The organism is Salmonella sp. GDC200615 (assembly GCF_050574145.1).
GTDB lineage: Bacteria > Pseudomonadota > Gammaproteobacteria > Enterobacterales > Enterobacteriaceae > Salmonella > Salmonella enterica.
This window is the reverse complement of record NZ_CP192247.1, coordinates 3,060,331-3,077,850: the sequence shown is the minus strand read 5'-3', so window position 1 is coordinate 3,077,850 and position 17,520 is coordinate 3,060,331. Positions and strand designations below refer to the sequence as shown.

13 protein-coding genes and 1 pseudogene are annotated in these 17,520 nt (G+C 55.5%); 12 read left to right on the top strand and 2 right to left on the bottom strand.

All coding sequences use genetic code 11. The features are described from left to right. Window positions 1–136 precede the first annotated feature (136 nt). The 5 genes from hutI to hutH all read left to right on the top strand — a co-directional run bounded on the left by hutI (window position 137) and on the right by hutH (window position 6,472). Window positions 137–1,360: an imidazolonepropionase gene (gene hutI / locus ACQ29O_RS14870; RefSeq protein WP_001249485.1), complete on the top strand. Its 1,224-nt coding sequence runs from the start codon at window positions 137–139 to the stop codon at window positions 1,358–1,360. Beyond that, window positions 1,357–2,298 (top strand): formimidoylglutamase, encoded by a 942-nt coding sequence (gene hutG, locus ACQ29O_RS14865; protein WP_000195686.1) that lies wholly within the window; start codon window positions 1,357–1,359, stop codon window positions 2,296–2,298. Before hutI ends, hutG begins: the two co-directional genes overlap by 4 nt. A 44-nt stretch (window positions 2,299–2,342) precedes the next feature. Further along, window positions 2,343–3,068, top strand: a complete 726-nt coding sequence (locus tag ACQ29O_RS14860) for a histidine utilization repressor (RefSeq protein WP_000287415.1) — start codon at window positions 2,343–2,345, stop codon at window positions 3,066–3,068. A gap of 196 nt (window positions 3,069–3,264) precedes the next feature. Further along, window positions 3,265–4,950: a urocanate hydratase gene (gene hutU, locus ACQ29O_RS14855; RefSeq protein WP_001115195.1), complete on the top strand. Its 1,686-nt coding sequence runs from the start codon at window positions 3,265–3,267 to the stop codon at window positions 4,948–4,950. A gap of 1 nt (window position 4,951) precedes the next feature. Continuing rightward, entirely contained in the window at window positions 4,952–6,472 is a 1,521-nt protein-coding gene (hutH, locus tag ACQ29O_RS14850) for a histidine ammonia-lyase (protein WP_001095241.1), read from the top strand. An 84-nt stretch (window positions 6,473–6,556) separates the two neighbouring features. Here the strand turns inward: hutH and ACQ29O_RS14845 are convergent, their stop codons facing one another. Both ACQ29O_RS14845 and bioA read right to left on the bottom strand, forming a co-directional pair. Next, the gene (locus ACQ29O_RS14845) at window positions 6,557–7,033 is read right to left on the bottom strand and encodes a kinase inhibitor (protein WP_000767403.1); all 477 of its coding nucleotides are present in this window, start codon (window positions 7,031–7,033) and stop codon (window positions 6,557–6,559) included. Window positions 7,034–7,090: 57 nt separating this feature from the next. Further along, window positions 7,091–8,380 carry an adenosylmethionine--8-amino-7-oxononanoate transaminase gene (gene bioA / locus ACQ29O_RS14840; RefSeq protein WP_000205515.1) on the bottom strand — a complete coding sequence of 430 codons (1,290 nt, stop codon included), beginning with the start codon at window positions 8,378–8,380 and terminating at the stop codon, window positions 7,091–7,093. An 86-nt stretch (window positions 8,381–8,466) separates the two neighbouring features. On the opposite strand from bioA, the gene bioB reads away from it, so the two are divergent. From bioB to slrP, 7 genes and pseudogenes are all read left to right on the top strand, one after another. Then, window positions 8,467–9,507, top strand: a complete 1,041-nt coding sequence (bioB, locus tag ACQ29O_RS14835; RefSeq protein WP_000090727.1) for a biotin synthase BioB — start codon at window positions 8,467–8,469, stop codon at window positions 9,505–9,507. After that, complete coding sequence (bioF, locus tag ACQ29O_RS14830) at window positions 9,504–10,661, top strand: 8-amino-7-oxononanoate synthase (protein WP_000118943.1); 1,158 nt, start codon at window positions 9,504–9,506, stop codon at window positions 10,659–10,661. Before bioB ends, bioF begins: the two co-directional genes overlap by 4 nt. Beyond that, window positions 10,645–11,400: a malonyl-ACP O-methyltransferase BioC gene (bioC, locus tag ACQ29O_RS14825; protein WP_000079917.1), complete on the top strand. Its 756-nt coding sequence runs from the start codon at window positions 10,645–10,647 to the stop codon at window positions 11,398–11,400. The genes bioF and bioC overlap by 17 nt, the downstream gene beginning before the upstream one ends. Continuing rightward, a complete protein-coding gene (gene bioD / locus ACQ29O_RS14820) occupies window positions 11,393–12,079 on the top strand; it encodes a dethiobiotin synthase (RefSeq protein WP_000167219.1) in 687 nt (228 codons plus the stop codon). The genes bioC and bioD overlap by 8 nt, the downstream gene beginning before the upstream one ends. Before the next feature lie 650 nt (window positions 12,080–12,729). Further along, the gene (gene uvrB, locus ACQ29O_RS14815; RefSeq protein WP_000042504.1) at window positions 12,730–14,751 is read left to right on the top strand and encodes an excinuclease ABC subunit UvrB; all 2,022 of its coding nucleotides are present in this window, start codon (window positions 12,730–12,732) and stop codon (window positions 14,749–14,751) included. Between the two features lie 308 nt (window positions 14,752–15,059). Further along, window positions 15,060–15,233, top strand: a complete 174-nt coding sequence (locus ACQ29O_RS14810) for a hypothetical protein (RefSeq protein WP_031606444.1) — start codon at window positions 15,060–15,062, stop codon at window positions 15,231–15,233. Between the two features lie 7 nt (window positions 15,234–15,240). Next, a pseudogene (gene slrP / locus ACQ29O_RS14805) lies at window positions 15,241–17,509 on the top strand (SPI-1 type III secretion system effector E3 ubiquitin transferase SlrP). Window positions 17,510–17,520: the final 11 nt, after the last annotated feature.

The following is a 17,520-nucleotide window of genomic DNA, read 5'->3' as shown; positions in this document are numbered from 1 at the left end:
TTCAGGCCGGAAACACCTGTAGCATCAGATAGTTTTATCACAATTAAGCAACAACTTTCGCGCTTTGAGTTGACAATCCGGAGCAGAAAGAAAATAAATGTCTATACAACTCATGACAGGCAAGAGAGCGACAGGAATGCGGCAACTTTTACCGGGCGATACTGTCTGGCGAAACATCAGGCTGGCGACAATGGACCCGCAGCGGCAAGCCCCGTACGGGCTGGTGGATAACCAGGCGCTGATTGTACGCGAAGGGCATATTTGCGATATCGTGCCAGAGACGCAGCTTCCTGTCAGTGGGGACAATATCCATGATATGCAGGGACGACTGGTAACCCCGGGACTTATCGATTGCCACACGCATCTGGTGTTTGCCGGTAACCGCGCCGCAGAGTGGGAGCAGCGGCTTAACGGCGCGTCATACCAGCATATTAGCGCTCAGGGCGGCGGCATTAACGCGACGGTATCAGCAACCCGCGCCTGTGCGGAGGAGACGCTCTACCTGCTGGCGCGCGAACGCATGATGCGCCTTGCCAGCGAAGGCGTTACGCTGCTGGAGATTAAATCCGGCTATGGCCTGGAGCTGGCGACAGAAGAAAAGCTGTTGCGCGTTGCTGCAAAACTTGCCGCCGAAAACGCTATCGACATTAGCCCCACGCTATTGGCCGCTCATGCTACGCCAGCGGAGTATCGTGACGACCCGGACGGCTACATCACTCTGGTCTGCGAGACGATGATTCCGCAGCTCTGGCAAAAAGGGTTATTTGATGCGGTAGACCTCTTTTGCGAGAGCGTCGGCTTTAATGTGGCGCAGAGTGAGCGCGTATTGCAGACGGCGAAGGCGTTAGGTATTCCCGTTAAAGGCCATGTTGAGCAGCTTTCGCTGTTGGGCGGCGCGCAGCTGGTGAGTCGCTATCAGGGTTTATCGGCGGATCATATCGAATATCTTGATGAAGCGGGCGTCGCGGCGATGCGTGACGGCGGTACTGTCGGCGTGTTGTTGCCTGGCGCGTTTTATTTTCTGCGCGAGACGCAGCGCCCGCCGGTGGAACTGCTGCGCCGCTATCAGGTGCCTGTCGCCGTCGCCAGCGATTTCAATCCCGGCACCAGCCCGTTTTGCAGTTTGCATCTGGCGATGAATATGGCCTGCGTACAGTTTGGTCTGACGTCGGAAGAGGCATGGGCGGGCGTTACGCGCCATGCCGCTCGTGCGCTGGGAAGACAGGCGACGCATGGGCAGCTCAGGGCCGACTACCGGGCGGATTTTGTGGTGTGGGATGCTGAACAGCCGGTAGAGGTTGTGTATGAGCCGGGGCGTAATCCTTTATATCAGCGGGTATACAGAGGACAAATCTCATGACGCAATGGTATCCGGCTTCTCCGGCGCTCTGGCAGGGGCGCGATGACAGTATAGAAGCGCCGGATGCGCGGCGTCTGTTTCAGACCGTCACGCGCAGCGAGACCTTTTCCCCCGAAAACTGGCAGCAAAAGATCGCGTTAATGGGATTTGCCTGCGACGAGGGGGTAAAACGCAATGCAGGGCGTCCCGGCGCGGCAGGCGCCCCGGATGCGTTGCGTAAAGCGCTGGCGAATATGGCCAGCCACCAGGGACATGAACGGCTAGTGGATTTAGGCAATTGGGTTGCGCCTACGCCCGATCTGGAAGGCGCGCAGCAGGCCTTGCGCGATGCGGTAAGCCGCTGTCCGCGGGCCGGGATGCGCACGCTGGTGCTGGGCGGTGGGCATGAAACCGCGTTTGGACACGGCGCGGGGGTGCTGGACGCGTTTGCGCAGGAAAGCGTAGGTATCATTAATCTTGATGCGCATCTGGATCTCCGTCAGACCGACCGGGCAACATCCGGGACGCCGTTTCGTCAACTGGCGCAGCTATGCGACGCGCAGAGCCGCGCGTTTCATTATGCCTGTTTCGGCGTGAGCCGTGCGGCGAATACGCAGGCGTTGTGGCGGGAAGCGCAGTGGCGGAATGTTACCGTGGTGGAGGATCTTGACTGCCATGACGCGCTGGCGCAGATGACGCAGTTTATCGACAAGGTGGATAAAATTTATCTGACTATCGATCTCGACGTATTGCCTGTCTGGGAAATGCCGGCCGTCTCCGCTCCCGCAGCGCTGGGCGTGCCGCTGATACAGGTTCTGCGTTTAATTGAGCCGGTTTGCCGCAGCGGAAAATTACAGGCGGCGGATCTGGTTGAGTTTAATCCACGCTTTGATGAAGATGGCGCAGCGGCGCGCGTGGCGGCGCGGCTTGGCTGGCAAATCGCGCACTGGTGGCGTTAATCTGTCATCCGGAAAACACTCTCCGCATAAGGAAGGCTTCACGCATGTATTCATCCCGCTCCCGTTCTGCACCTGCGCCTTTTTACGAAACGGTGAAACAGGACATCTGTAAAAAAATAGCCGGCGGCGTCTGGCAGCCGCACGATCGCATTCCGTCGGAAGCTGAACTGGTCGCTCAGTATGGCTTTAGCCGAATGACCATCAACCGGGCGCTGCGTGAGCTGACGGATGAAGGGTGGCTGGTGCGTTTACAGGGCGTGGGGACGTTTGTCGCCGAACCGAAAGGCCAGTCCGCGCTGTTTGAAGTCCGCAGTATCGCCGAGGAGATTGCCGCCCGCCGTCATCAGCATCGTTGTGAGGTGCTCACGCTGGAGCGCGTGCGGGCAAACGCCATCCAGGCCAGCGCTCTCAACGTCAATGAGAGCGATGTCATTTTCCATTCCATCATGGTGCATTATGAAAACGATCTGCCGGTACAAATTGAAGATCGCTGCGTGAATGCGGATATTGCCGTGGATTACCTGACGCAGGATTACCGTCAGACCACGCCGCACGCTTATTTGTCGCGGATCGTGCCGCTAACGGAAGGGGAACATATTGTGGAGGCGGTGCGCGCCACGGCGCAAGAGTGCGCGTGGTTAACTATCAAAGAGCATGAGCCTTGTCTGCTCATTCGTCGTACAACCTGGTCCGCGTCGCGGATTGTTTCTCACGCCCGCTTACTTTTCCCCGGGTCGCGCTATCGGCTACAGGGACGATTTATCTCCTGAGCGGGCCGCTGCCGGAAAACGTGATTGCTGACACAATATAACAAAATTGTATCATTTTTGTTAATTCTATTCTTGTGCTTACTTGTATAGACAAGTATATGTCTGATTCTTATCTGTGGGTCTGCGGCGGTGCCTGATAGTGGCGTTTTAGCGTTATTTGGCGATGGCAGACCGATAATAATGAGGAGTCATTGCTATGCCTGAAAGCAAGTATCGTCAGCAGACTATCCGCGCGCCCCGAGGCACGGTATTAACGGCGAAAAGCTGGCTGACAGAAGCCCCGCTGCGGATGTTAATGAATAATCTCGATCCTGACGTGGCGGAAAATCCGCATGAGTTGGTGGTCTACGGCGGGATTGGTCGCGCCGCGCGCAACTGGGAATGCTATGACGCTATTGTTGATGCGCTCACCCGGCTGGAGGCGGACGAAACGTTGCTTATTCAGTCTGGCAAACCGGTCGGCGTATTTAAAACGCACGACAACGCGCCGCGGGTATTAATCGCCAACTCCAACCTGGTTCCCCACTGGGCGACATGGGAACACTTTAACGAACTGGATGCGAAAGGGCTGGCGATGTACGGTCAAATGACGGCCGGAAGCTGGATCTATATCGGCAGTCAGGGAATCGTGCAGGGAACATACGAAACCTTTGTCGAGGCGGGGTGTCAGCACTATAACGGCACGCTGGCGGGACGCTGGGTGCTGACCGCCGGACTGGGCGGCATGGGCGGCGCGCAACCGCTAGCCGCGACGCTGGCCGGAGCGTGTTCGCTGACGATTGAATGCCAGCAAAGCCGTATCGATTTTCGTCTGCGTACTCGTTACGTGGATGAGCAGGCCGCCACGCTGGATGACGCGCTGGCCCGCATTACGCGCTACACCCGCGAGGGGAAAGCCGTGTCCGTCGCCCTGTGCGCGAACGCGGCGGATATCCTGCCGGAACTGGTTAATCGCGGCGTGCGCCCGGACCTGGTGACCGATCAGACCAGCGCCCACGATCCGCTACATGGCTATTTACCCTCCGGCTGGCGCTGGGAGGAGTATCAGAAAAACGCGCAATCCGATCCCCACGGGACGATGCAGGCAGCAAAACGTTCCATGGCGGCGCATGTTCGGGCGATGCTGGCGTTCAGTAAAATGGGCGTGCCGACCTTTGACTATGGCAACAATATTCGTCAGATGGCGAAAGAGATGGGGGTGGAAAACGCCTTTGATTTTCCGGGATTTGTGCCAGCCTATATTCGTCCGCTGTTCTGTCGTGGTATCGGGCCGTTTCGCTGGGTGGCGCTGTCCGGCGATCCGCAGGATATCTATAAAACCGATGCCAAAGTCAAAGAGATAGTGGCTGAGGATAAACATCTGCATCACTGGCTGGATATGGCGCGCGAGCGCATTCATTTTCAGGGGTTACCGGCGCGTATCTGCTGGGTAGGCCTGGAGTGGCGGCAAAAACTGGGGCTGGCGTTCAACGAAATGGTGCGTTGCGGCGAGGTATCCGCGCCCATTGTGATTGGCCGCGATCACCTGGATTCCGGCTCTGTCGCCAGCCCTAACCGTGAAACCGAAGCGATGCGCGACGGTTCCGACGCGGTTTCCGACTGGCCGCTGTTAAATGCGTTGCTGAATACCGCCAGCGGGGCGACATGGGTATCGCTCCATCATGGCGGCGGGGTGGGAATGGGGTTTTCGCAACACGCCGGTATGGTGATTGTCTGTGATGGCACTGACGAGGCCGCCGCGCGTATTCGCCGCGTGTTACACAACGATCCGGCGACGGGCGTCATGCGCCATGCCGATGCCGGATATGATCTCGCGGTGGAATGCGCTGTTGAGCAAGGTCTGAATTTACCGATGGTTGCGGCGACGCAGGGGAAAGGCTGATATGAACACCATGACACTCACTCCGGGGCAGTTAAGCCTCTCTCAACTGTACGATGTCTGGCGTCATCCGGTACAGCTTCGGCTGGACGCCAGCGCCATTGACGGCATTAACGCCAGCGTCGCGTGCGTCAATGATATCGTTGCCGAAGGGCGTACCGCCTACGGCATCAACACCGGTTTCGGCCTGCTGGCGCAGACGCGCATCGCTGATGAAGACTTGCAAAATCTACAGCGATCGTTGGTGCTGTCTCACGCCGCGGGCGTAGGCGACCCACTGGATGACGCGATGGTGCGTCTGATCATGGTATTGAAAATCAATAGCCTGGCGCGCGGGTTTTCCGGAATTCGGTTGAGCGTGATAGAAGCGCTCATCGCTCTGGTGAATGCCGGCGTGTATCCGCTGATTCCGGCAAAAGGCTCGGTTGGCGCGTCGGGCGACTTAGCGCCGCTGGCGCATCTGTCGCTGACGCTGCTTGGCGAAGGAAAAGCGCGCTGGCAGGGCGAATGGCTTCCGGCGCAGACGGCGCTAAAAAAGGCCGGACTGGAGCCTGTCGCGCTGGCGGCCAAAGAGGGGCTGGCGCTGCTTAATGGCACCCAGGCATCAACGGCCTTCGCGCTGCGCGGTTTGTTTGAGGCACAGGAGTTATTTGCCTCCGCCGTTGTCTGCGGCGCGCTGACTACCGAAGCCGTACTGGGATCGCGCCGTCCTTTTGATGCGCGCATTCATGCCGCGCGCGGACAACAGGGGCAAATTGACGTCGCGCGGTTGTTCCGGCACCTGCTGACCGATACCAGTGCCATTGCTGAATCACATCACCACTGTCATAAAGTTCAGGACCCGTATTCCCTTCGCTGCCAGCCGCAGGTAATGGGCGCTTGTCTGACCCAGTTACGTCAGACGAAAGAGGTACTGCTGGCTGAGGCCAACGCGGTATCCGATAATCCGCTGGTCTTTGCCGATGCGGGGGAGGTGATCTCCGGCGGTAACTTCCATGCTGAACCGGTTGCCATGGCGGCGGATAATCTGGCGCTGGCGATAGCGGAAATCGGCGCGCTATCGGAGCGGCGCATCGCGCTGATGATGGATAAACATATGTCGCAGTTACCGCCGTTCCTGGTGAAAAATGGCGGCGTTAATTCCGGTTTTATGATTGCCCAGGTCACCGCCGCGGCGCTCGCCAGCGAGAATAAAGCGCTGGCGCACCCGCACAGCGTGGATAGCCTGCCGACCTCGGCGAATCAGGAAGATCATGTCTCAATGGCCCCGGCGGCAGGGCGGCGACTCTGGGAAATGGCGGCGAATACCCGCGGCATCATTGCCGTGGAGTGGCTGGCGGCCTGTCAGGGGATAGATTTACGGGAAGGGTTAACCTCCAGCCCGTTACTGGAACAGGCGCGGCAGACACTGCGCGAGCAGGTGGCGCACTATACGCAGGATCGTTTTTTCGCGCCCGATATTGAGTGTGCGACGGCGCTGCTGGCGCAAGGCGCGTTACAGCGTCTGGTGCCGGACTTTATGTGAATGCTGCCGGATGGCGCGGCGCGTATTCGGCTTACCCAACCCGTTGGCAGGGTAAGACGTTTACGCCGCCATCCGGCACAGCGTTTAACTGAACATCGCCGTGATCGAGGCGCTGGCGAGCGAATGGAAATGCACATTAAAGCCGACCATCGCGCCGCTGGCGTCTTCATCAACGTCAAGACGCTCGACGTCCAGCGCGTGAACCGTAAAGATATAGCGGTGCGTTTCCCCTTTAGGCGGCGCCGCGCCGCCGTAGCCCGCTTTACCGAAATCGGTACGCGTCTGAATGACGCCGTCTGGTACGGCCACCAGGCCTGAGCCGAACCCCTGGGTCAGTACGCGCGTATCCGCCGGGAGGTTCACCACCACCCAGTGCCACCAGCCGGAGCCGGTCGGCGCGTCGGGATCGTAACAGGTCACGACAAAACTTTTGGTGCCCATCGGCACGTCGTCCCAGGCCAGATGCGGCGAAATATTATCGCCATCATAGCCCATACCGTTAAAAACGTGGCGATGAGGAAGTTTATCTCCATCGCGCAAATCGTTGCTGATAAGTTTCATGCGCTCTCCTTTTGACTCACCAGAAGTGTAGCCAGAAGCAGCATCGCTTACCGCTGATTAATGGCTAAAAAATGTTTCATTGTGTACCGCGTCATTGACCGCCTGGGTCAAACGGCGCAGTTGATCCGGACGAATAATGTAGGGCGGCATCAGGTAGATTAGCTTGCCGAACGGCCTGATCCAGACGCCTTGCCCGACGAAGAAGCGTTGAAGCGCCGCCATATTGACCGTGTGCGTGGTTTCAACCACCCCAATCGCGCCCAACACCCGCACATCCGCCACCCAGGGCGAACTTTGCGCGGGGGCTAACTCAGCGCGTAACTGAGACTCGATAGACGCCACCTGCTGACGCCATTCGCCGCTTTCCAGCAGCGTCAGGCTGGCGCAAGCGACGGCGCAGGCCAGCGGATTCCCCATAAACGTCGGGCCATGCATAAAACACCCCGCCTCGCCGTTGCTAATAGTCTCTGCAACCTGGCGTGTCGTGAGCGTTGCCGAGAGGGTCATGGTGCCGCCGGTTAAGGCTTTGCCGAGACACAGAATATCCGGCGCGATCCCGGCGTGCTCGCAGGCGAACAGTTTGCCGGTACGGCCAAACCCGGTGGCTATTTCATCGGCAATCAGCAGAATGCCTTCGCGATCGCACATGTTACGAATACGCCTGAGCCATTGTGGATGATATATGCGCATCCCGCCCGCGCCCTGAACGATAGGTTCCAGAATCACGGCGGCTATTTCATGGCGATGCGCGGCCATCAGGCGGGCAAATGGCGCGATGTCGCTTTCATCCCATTCGCCATCCATCCGGCTTTGCGGCGCCGGCGCGAACAGGTTTTCCGGCAGATAGCCTTTCCACAAGCTGTGCATGGAGTTATCCGGATCGCACACCGACATCGCGCCGAACGTGTCGCCATGATAACCGTGGCGAAACGTCAGAAAACGCTGACGCGATTCGCCGCGCGCCTGCCAGTATTGCAGCGCCATCTTCATGGCCACTTCTACCGACACCGAACCAGAGTCGGCCAGAAAGACACACTCCAGCGGCTCAGGCGTTATCGCGACCAGCTTACGGCACAGATTCACCGCAGGTGTATGGGTTATGCCGCCGAACATGACATGCGACATGGCGTCAATTTGCGCTTTCATCGCCGCATTCAATTGCGGGTGGTTATAACCATGAATGGCCGCCCACCAGGAGGACATCCCCTCAATCAGGCGTTCGCCCGAGGCGAGAACCAGCTCGCAGCCTTCGGCCCGCTCAACGGGATATACCGGCAGCGGCGAGGTCATGGAAGTGTAAGGATGCCAAATATGGCGTTTATCGAAGGCCAGATCGTCCGTTGTCATAATCGACTTGTAAACCAAATTAAAAAGATTTAGGTTTACGAGTCTACACCATATCAAAAACAAACAACATATTTTGGAGAAGCCCGATGGCTCGCCACCCACGCTGGACACTGTCGCAAGTAACCGAATTATTTGAAAAACCACTGCTGGAATTGCTGTTTGAAGCGCAGCAAATTCATCGCCAGCATTTCGATCCGCAGCAGGTACAGGTTAGTACGCTGCTGTCGATCAAAACCGGCGCCTGCCCGGAGGATTGTAAATACTGCCCGCAGAGCTCGCGCTATAAAACCGGGTTGGAAGCCGAGCGTTTAATGGAGGTAGAGCAGGTACTGGACTCCGCCCGTAAAGCGAAAAACGCCGGTTCGACCCGCTTCTGTATGGGAGCGGCCTGGAAGAATCCGCATGAACGCGATATGCCTTATCTGGAGCAGATTGTACAGGGCGTCAAAGCGATGGGGCTGGAAACCTGTATGACGCTCGGCATGTTGAACGAGAGCCAGGCGCAGCGTCTGGCTAACGCCGGGCTGGATTACTACAACCACAACCTCGATACCTCGCCGGAGTTTTACGGCAATATCATCACTACCCGTACCTATCAGGAGCGCCTCGACACGCTGGAAAAAGTCCGTGAAGCAGGGATTAAAGTGTGCTCCGGCGGCATTGTGGGTCTGGGCGAAACGGTTACCGATCGCGCCGGACTGTTGTTGCAGTTGGCGAACCTGCCGACGCCGCCGGAAAGCGTGCCAATCAACATGCTGGTGAAGGTGAAAGGCACACCGCTTGCGGATAACGATGACGTGGATGCGTTTGATTTTATTCGTACTATCGCCGTGGCGCGCATCATGATGCCGACCTCATACGTGCGTCTTTCCGCAGGGCGTGAACAGATGAACGAGCAGACCCAGGCGATGTGCTTTATGGCCGGGGCGAACTCGATTTTCTATGGCTGCAAATTGTTAACTACGCCAAATCCGGCAGAGGACAAGGATCTGCAGTTATTCCGTAAGCTGGGACTGAATCCGCAGCAGACCAGGGTGCTGGCGGGCGATAACGAGCAGCAGCAACGTCTGGAGCAGACGCTGATGACGCCTGACACCGATGATTATTACAACGCGGCAGCCTTATGAGTTGGCAACAACGCGTCGACGATGCGCTGACGGCGCGTCGGGCGACGGATACGTTGCGCCGCCGCTATGTGGTGTCGCAGGGCGCCGGACGCTGGCTGGTAGCGAACGGGCGACAGTATCTTAACTTTTCCAGCAATGATTACCTCGGCTTAAGTCAACATCCGCAGATTATTCGCGCCTGGCAACAGGCAGCGACGCGTTTTGGCGTCGGCAGCGGCGGGTCGGGTCATATCAGCGGTTATTCCGTGGCGCACCAGGCGTTAGAGGAGGAACTGGCGCAATGGTTAGGATATCCACGCGCGCTGCTGTTTATCTCTGGCTTTGCGGCGAATCAGGCGGTCATTACCGCCTTAATGAAAAAAAATGACCGGATTGTGGCCGACAGGTTGAGTCATGCTTCCCTGCTGGAAGCCGCTAATCTGAGTCCGGCGCAGCTTCGCCGCTTTATCCATAACGATACGCAGCATCTGTCGCGTTTACTGCAATCGCCCTGCGTGGGTCAGCAACTGGTGGTGACAGAAGGTGTATACAGCATGGACGGCGACAGCGCGCCGCTGGCGGAAATCCAGCACATTGCCCGCAGGCATCATGCCTGGCTGTTGGTTGATGATGCGCACGGCATCGGCGTGACTGGCGATGAGGGGCGGGGCACCTGCTGGCAGCGGGGGGTGAAGCCTGAGTTGCTGGTGGTGACTTTCGGTAAGGGGTTTGGCGTCAGCGGCGCAGCGGTGCTCTGCTCGGAAAGCGTCGCAGATTATCTGCTGCAATTCGCCCGTCATCTGGTTTACAGCACCAGTATGCCGCCCGCCCAGGCGCAGGCGTTAAGCGCCTCGCTGGCGGTGATCCGTAGCGATGAAGGTCGTGAACGGCGCGAAAAACTCGCCGCTCTGGTTCAGCGCTTTCGGGCCGGCGTTAACGCGTCCCGATTTACGCTACTGAATGCCCATAGCGCCATCCAGCCGTTAATCGTGGGCGATAACAGCCGTGCATTGCGCCTGGCGGAGGCGCTGCGTCAACAAGGATGCTGGGCGACGGCGATTCGTCCGCCGACGGTGCCTGTCGGTACGGCGCGCCTGCGCTTAACGTTAACGCAGGCGCATGAAGCGTGCGATATAGACCGTCTGCTGGAGGTGCTGCATGGCGCAGGTGAATAAGCAGGCTATTGCGGCGGCGTTTGGCCGGGCCGCATCGCAATACGAACAGCACGCCTCTTTACAGCAACACAGCGCGGATGCGCTGCTGACGCTGTTGACAGGCCGCCAGTTTGCCAGTGTGTTGGACGCAGGCTGCGGCCCCGGACGTATGAGTCGTTACTGGCGAGAGCGGGGGAGCGAAGTGACCGCCCTGGATCTTTCGCTGCCGATGCTGCAACAGGCTCGCGATCGTCAGGCGGCGCATCACTATTTGCTGGCGGATATCGAAGCGATTCCCCATGACGCCGGCGTTTTTGACCTGGCCTGGAGCAACCTGGCGGTCCAGTGGTGCGGCGATTTACGCGATGCGTTGAGCGAGTTGTATCGGGTTGTACGGCCCGGCGGCGTGGTGGCGTTTACCACCTTGTGCCAGGGGTCGTTGCCGGAGCTGCGTCAGGCATGGCAGGCCGTCGATAATCGCGCTCACGCGAATAGCTTTTTGCCGGAAGAGGCCATTGACCACGCGCTACGCGGCTGGCGGGCGTCTCGTCATACTCAGGCGATGACATTGTGGTTTGAGGATGCCCTGAGCGCGATGCGTTCGCTCAAAGGCATTGGCGCCACCCATCTTCATGAAGGGCGGGAGACGGATGTATTAACCCGCGCCCGGCTTAGACAGATTCAACTGGCATGGCCGCAGCGGCAGGGGAAATATCCGCTGACGTACCACCTTTTTATGGGAGTGATTGAACGTGACTAAACGCTATTTTGTGACCGGTACTGATACTGAAGTCGGTAAAACGGTCGCCAGTTGCGCCTTATTGCAGGCCGCAACGCAGTTAGGTTATCAAACCGTAGGCTATAAGCCCGTCGCTTCCGGCAGCGAAATGACAACCGACGGGCTACGCAATAGCGATGCCCTGGCCTTGCAGCGTAACAGCAGCCTGCCGCAACCTTATTCCGCTATCAATCCTTATACTTTTGCCGAGCCTACTTCTCCCCACATCGCTAGCGCCGACGAAGGCCGGGCGATAGACGCGGCGGTGTTATCACGCGGATTACGAACGCTGGAGGCGCAGGCAGACTGGGTGTTGACAGAAGGGGCGGGCGGCTGGTTTACACCGCTCTCTGCCACGCTGACGTTTGCCGACTGGGTACAGACGGAGCAGCTGCCGGTGATTCTGGTTGTTGGCGTCAAGCTGGGCTGTATTAATCACGCCATGCTGACGGCGCTGGCGGTAGAACAGGCCGGATTACCGCTTGTCGGATGGATAGCCAACGACATGCAGCCGCCAGGCGCGCGTCATGGTGAATATCTCGCGACGCTTCGCCGCGTCATACCGGCCCCGCTGTTAGGGGAAATCCCGTGGCTGGGCGTTTCTCCATCGCAGGCGGCGACAGGACAGTATCTGGACCTTAGCCCCCTGGAACGCGCCTGACCGCGCTTAAAAACCGCCTTCTTGCAGGATCAGACGATCCTGCTGTTCTTTCGCCAGACCCTCCTGACGTCGCCATGCTAAAAATGTGCAAAATGTGAGCGTCTACGCCTCAATTTTTGCCTTCTCGTTAGCCAATAATCTGCCAAAAATAGCGATAATTTTTTTTTATCGCCCGGCGAAAACGTCAGGGGCTGATTTTGCCAGGCGGCAGGGGATACGGGCTGGAAGCAGTTATCCACTATTCCTGTGGATAACCTTGTGTATTAGAGTTAGAAAACACAACGTAAGCGAGAGGCGACGCGGCCTGCGACTAAATTGGCGCGAAAGACGGCTTGAGAAAATATCCCTTTTCAGACAGCAAGTTATATAAAATCAATTGTTGTAAAGGAAGGAGGATACGTTGACATAAAACTTTCATCATCCGACTTGACAAATGTTAAAAAAGACTCTGGTCTGGGGATAACCAGCACACTGCTGGAATTTTACCCCGCGACTGTCTATGTTTTACCTCTAAATAGCGTGGGGTATCTACCGATAGCCATTATACACTGGAGTGTTACTGTTTTTTCATCCAGTATTTTTTATTGGCAATATTCACCGTCGAGAGTAAAATTACATCCCTGCCCGCTCACTCCTTCAGGTAGCCGCTCATGAGTAAACCGTTCAAACTGAATTCCGCTTTTAAACCTTCTGGCGATCAGCCGGACGCTATACGTCGTCTGGAAGAGGGGCTGGAGGACGGGCTGGCGCATCAGACGTTATTGGGCGTGACCGGCTCCGGGAAGACATTCACCATTGCCAACGTCATTGCGGACTTGCAGCGGCCAACGATGGTGCTTGCGCCCAATAAAACCCTGGCGGCGCAGCTCTACGGCGAAATGAAAGAGTTTTTCCCGGAAAACGCGGTGGAGTATTTCGTCTCCTACTATGACTACTATCAGCCGGAAGCGTATGTGCCAAGTTCGGATACGTTTATCGAAAAAGACGCTTCGGTAAACGAACATATTGAGCAAATGCGGTTGTCGGCAACGAAAGCGTTGCTTGAGCGACGCGATGTCGTGGTGGTGGCTTCCGTGTCCGCGATTTACGGTCTGGGCGATCCGGATCTCTACCTGAAAATGATGCTGCATCTGACGGTGGGAATGCTGATTGACCAGCGCGCGATTTTGCGTCGGCTGGCGGAATTGCAATACACCCGTAACGATCAAGCTTTTCAGCGTGGTACCTTTCGCGTGCGCGGCGAAGTGATCGACATCTTCCCGGCTGAATCTGACGACATCGCGCTACGCGTTGAGCTGTTTGATGAAGAAGTGGAACGCCTGTCGCTGTTCGACCCGTTAACCGGGCAGGTAGAGTCAACGGTGCCACGTTATACTATCTATCCCAAAACGCACTACGTGACGCCGCGCGAGCGTATTCTGCAGGCGATGGAAGAGATAAAAGATGAGCTGGCGGACAGGCGTAAGGTCTTGCTGGCGAATAATAAGCTGCTTGAAGAGCAGCGATTAAGCCAGCGCACGCAGTTCGATTTAGAGATGATGAACGAGCTGGGCTACTGCTCAGGCATTGAAAACTATTCCCGCTTTCTGTCGGGCCGCGGGCCGGGCGAACCGCCGCCAACCTTGTTCGATTATCTGCCCGCCGACGGACTGCTGGTGGTGGATGAGTCTCATGTCACCATCCCGCAGATAGGCGGCATGTACCGCGGCGACCGGGCGCGCAAAGAGACGCTGGTCGAGTATGGCTTCCGTCTGCCTTCGGCGCTGGATAACCGTCCGCTGAAGTTTGAGGAGTTTGAAGCCTTAGCGCCGCAAACTATCTATGTTTCCGCCACGCCCGGCAACTATGAGCTGGAAAAATCTGGTGATGAGGTGGTGGATCAGGTCGTGCGACCGACCGGGCTGCTGGACCCGATTATTGAAGTGCGTCCGGTGGCGACCCAGGTGGACGATCTGCTGTCCGAAATTCGTCAGCGTGCGGCCATTAATGAGCGTGTCCTTGTCACTACGCTTACCAAACGGATGGCGGAAGATTTGACCGAATATCTGGAAGAGCACGGCGAGCGCGTGCGTTACCTGCACTCAGATATTGATACCGTGGAGCGCATGGAAATCATCCGCGATTTGCGTCTGGGCGAGTTTGACGTTCTGGTGGGGATTAACCTGCTGCGCGAAGGGCTGGATATGCCGGAAGTCTCGCTGGTGGCGATTCTGGACGCCGATAAAGAGGGCTTCCTGCGCTCCGAGCGCTCCCTGATTCAGACCATAGGGCGCGCGGCGCGTAACGTTAACGGTAAAGCGATTCTGTATGGCGATAAAATCACGCCGTCGATGGCGAAGGCGATTGGCGAAACCGAGCGACGTCGCGAGAAGCAGCAGAAGTACAACGAAGAGCACGGTATCACTCCGCAGGGGCTGAACAAAAAAGTGGTCGACATCCTGGCGCTGGGGCAGAACATTGCGAAAACCAAAGCGAAGGGGAAAGGCAAGGGCAGTTCTACGGCAAAAGCCGGAATTGTCGAACTGGATATGACGCCGAAAGCGTTGCAGCAGAAAATTCATGAACTGGAAGGGCAAATGATGCAGCACGCGCAAAATCTGGAGTTTGAAGAAGCCGCGCAAATTCGCGACCAGTTGCACCAGTTACGCGAGTTGTTTATCGCGGCGTCCTGACAATGTGTCGATCGCCAGCGAGTCATCGTTACCATGGCTCGCTTTTGAGAATTTCAGTTCAATAGTAAGGGCTAAGTCAGTCAGGAATGAAAAACAGTGACAGGCTTTGACTAACGAGATTGTCGAAAAACTCAAAACATCAATGGGGTAGCTAGTTTAATCACAACTGAAGAAAATTAGCGTTGAGGCTGAACCCAACGCTAATTTTCCCTCTCTCCTCGGCTATGAAAAAAAACGCCCCGTATTATCGGTATAGCTATCCTCATGATCGTCATTTTAATCTTATGTGAGTTCGTTGAAAGCGTGTCATGGCAGCAGATTACATCATTCTACTTAAAAAAGAGGTGATGGAAGCGCGAGCATTTATAAGTCAAGCGCTGCAAATACTGAATGATTTGTCCGAAATAATGACGACTGTGACCTCTTATTTAAAGTTGAGAATATCCTTATCTGTTACTTTAGGTTACGTTCAGATCAGGTAGGGAAAATATGTTTAATATTACTAATATACAATCTACGGCAAGGCATCAAAGTATTAGCAATGAGGCCTCAACAGAGGTGCCTTTAAAAGAAGAGATATGGAATAAAATAAGTGCCTTTTTCTCTTCAGAACATCAGGTTGAAGCACAAAGCTGCATCGCTTATCTTTGTCATCCACCTGAAACCGCCTCGCCAGAAGAGATCAAAAGCAAGTTTGAATGTTTAAGGATGTTAGCTTTCCCGGCGTATGCGGATAATATTCAGTATAGTAGAGGAGGGGCAGACCAATACTGTATTTTGAGTGAAAATAGTCAGGAAATTCTGTCTATAGTTTTTAATACAGAGGGCTATACCGTTGAGGGAGGGGGAAAGTCAGTCACCTATACCCGTGTGACAGAAAGCGAGCAGGCGAGTAGCGCTTCCGGCATCCAAAGATGCTGTGAATTATGAGTTAATCTGGTCTGAGTGGGTAAAAGAGGCGCCAGCGAAAGAGGCAGCAAATCGTGAAGAAGCCGTACAACGGATGCGTGACTGCCTGAAAAATAATAAGACGGAACTTCGTCTGAAAATATTAGGACTTACCACTATACCTGCCTATATTCCTGAGCAGATAACTACTCTGATACTCGATAACAATGAACTGAAAAGTTTGCCGGAAAATTTACAGGGAAATATAAAGACCCTGTATGCCAACAGTAATCAGCTAACCAGTATCCCTGCCACGTTACCGGATACCATACAGGAAATGGAGCTGAGCATTAACCGTATTACTGAATTGCCGGAACGTTTGCCTTCAGCGCTTCAATCGCTGGATCTTTTCCATAATAAAATTAGTTGCTTACCTGAAAATCTACCTGAGGAACTTCGGTACCTGAGCGTTTATGATAACAGCATAAGGACACTGCCAGCACATCTTCCGTCAGGGATTACCCATTTGAATGTGCAGAGTAATTCGTTAACCGCTTTGCCTGAAACATTGCCGCCGGGCCTGAAGACTCTGGAGGCCGGCGAAAATGCCTTAACCAGTCTGCCCGCATCGTTACCACCAGAATTACAGGTCCTGGATGTAAGTAAAAATCAGATTACGGTTCTGCCTGAAACACTACCTCCCACGATAACAACGCTGGATGTTTCCCGTAACGCATTGACTAATCTACCGGAAAACCTCCCGGCGGCATTACAAATAATGCAGGCCTCTCGCAATAACCTGGTCCGTCTCCCGGAGTCGTTACCCCATTTTCGTGGTGAAGGACCTCAACCTACAAGAATAATCGTAGAATATAATCCTTTTTCAGAACGAACAATACAGAATATGCAGCGGCTAATGTCCTCTGTAGATTATCAGGGACCCCGGGTATTGTTTGCCATGGGCGACTTTTCAATTGTTCGGGTAACTCGACCACTGCATCAAGCTGTCCAGGGGTGGCTAACCAATCTCGAGGAGGAAGACGTCAACCAATGGCGGGCGTTTGAGACGGAAGTAAACGCGGCAGCCTTCAGCATGTTTCTGGATCGTCTTAGCGATACGCAGAACACCCGACACCCGGATTTTAAGGAACAAGTCTCCGCCTGGCTAATGCGCCTGGCTGAAGATAGCGCACTAAGAGAAACCGCATTTATTATAGCGATGGGTGCAACGATAAGCTGTGAAGATCGGGTCACACTGGCATACCACCAAATGCAGGAAGCGACGTTGGTTCATGATGCTGAAAGAGGCGCCTTTGATAGCCACTTAGCGGAACTGATTATGGCGGGGCGTGAAATCTTTCGGCTGGAGCAAATAGAATCGCTCGCCAGAGAAAAGGTAAAACGGCTGTTTTTTATTGACGAAGTCGAAGTATTTCTGGGTTTTCAGAATCAGTTACGAGAGTCGCTGTCGCTGACAACAATGACCCAGGATATGCGATTTTATAACGTTTCGGGTATCACTGAGTCTGACCTGGACGAGGCGGAAATAAGGATAAAAATTGCTGAAAATAGGGATTTTCACAAATGGTTTGCGCTGTGGGGGCCGTGGCATAAAGTGCTGGAGCGTATAGCGCCAGAAGAGTGGCGTGAAATGATGGCCAAAAGGGCTGAGTGTATTGAAACGGATGAGTATCAGAGCCGGGTCAATGCTGAACTGGAAGCGTTAGGAATAGCAGGTGATCCTGACGCAGAGCGCATGGCTGGAATGCGGATAATGGAAGAGATCAATCAGACCCTCTTTACTGAGATCATGGAGAATATATTGCTGAAAAAAGAGGTGAGCTCGCTCATGAGCGCCTACTGGCGATAGCTGAACGCAGT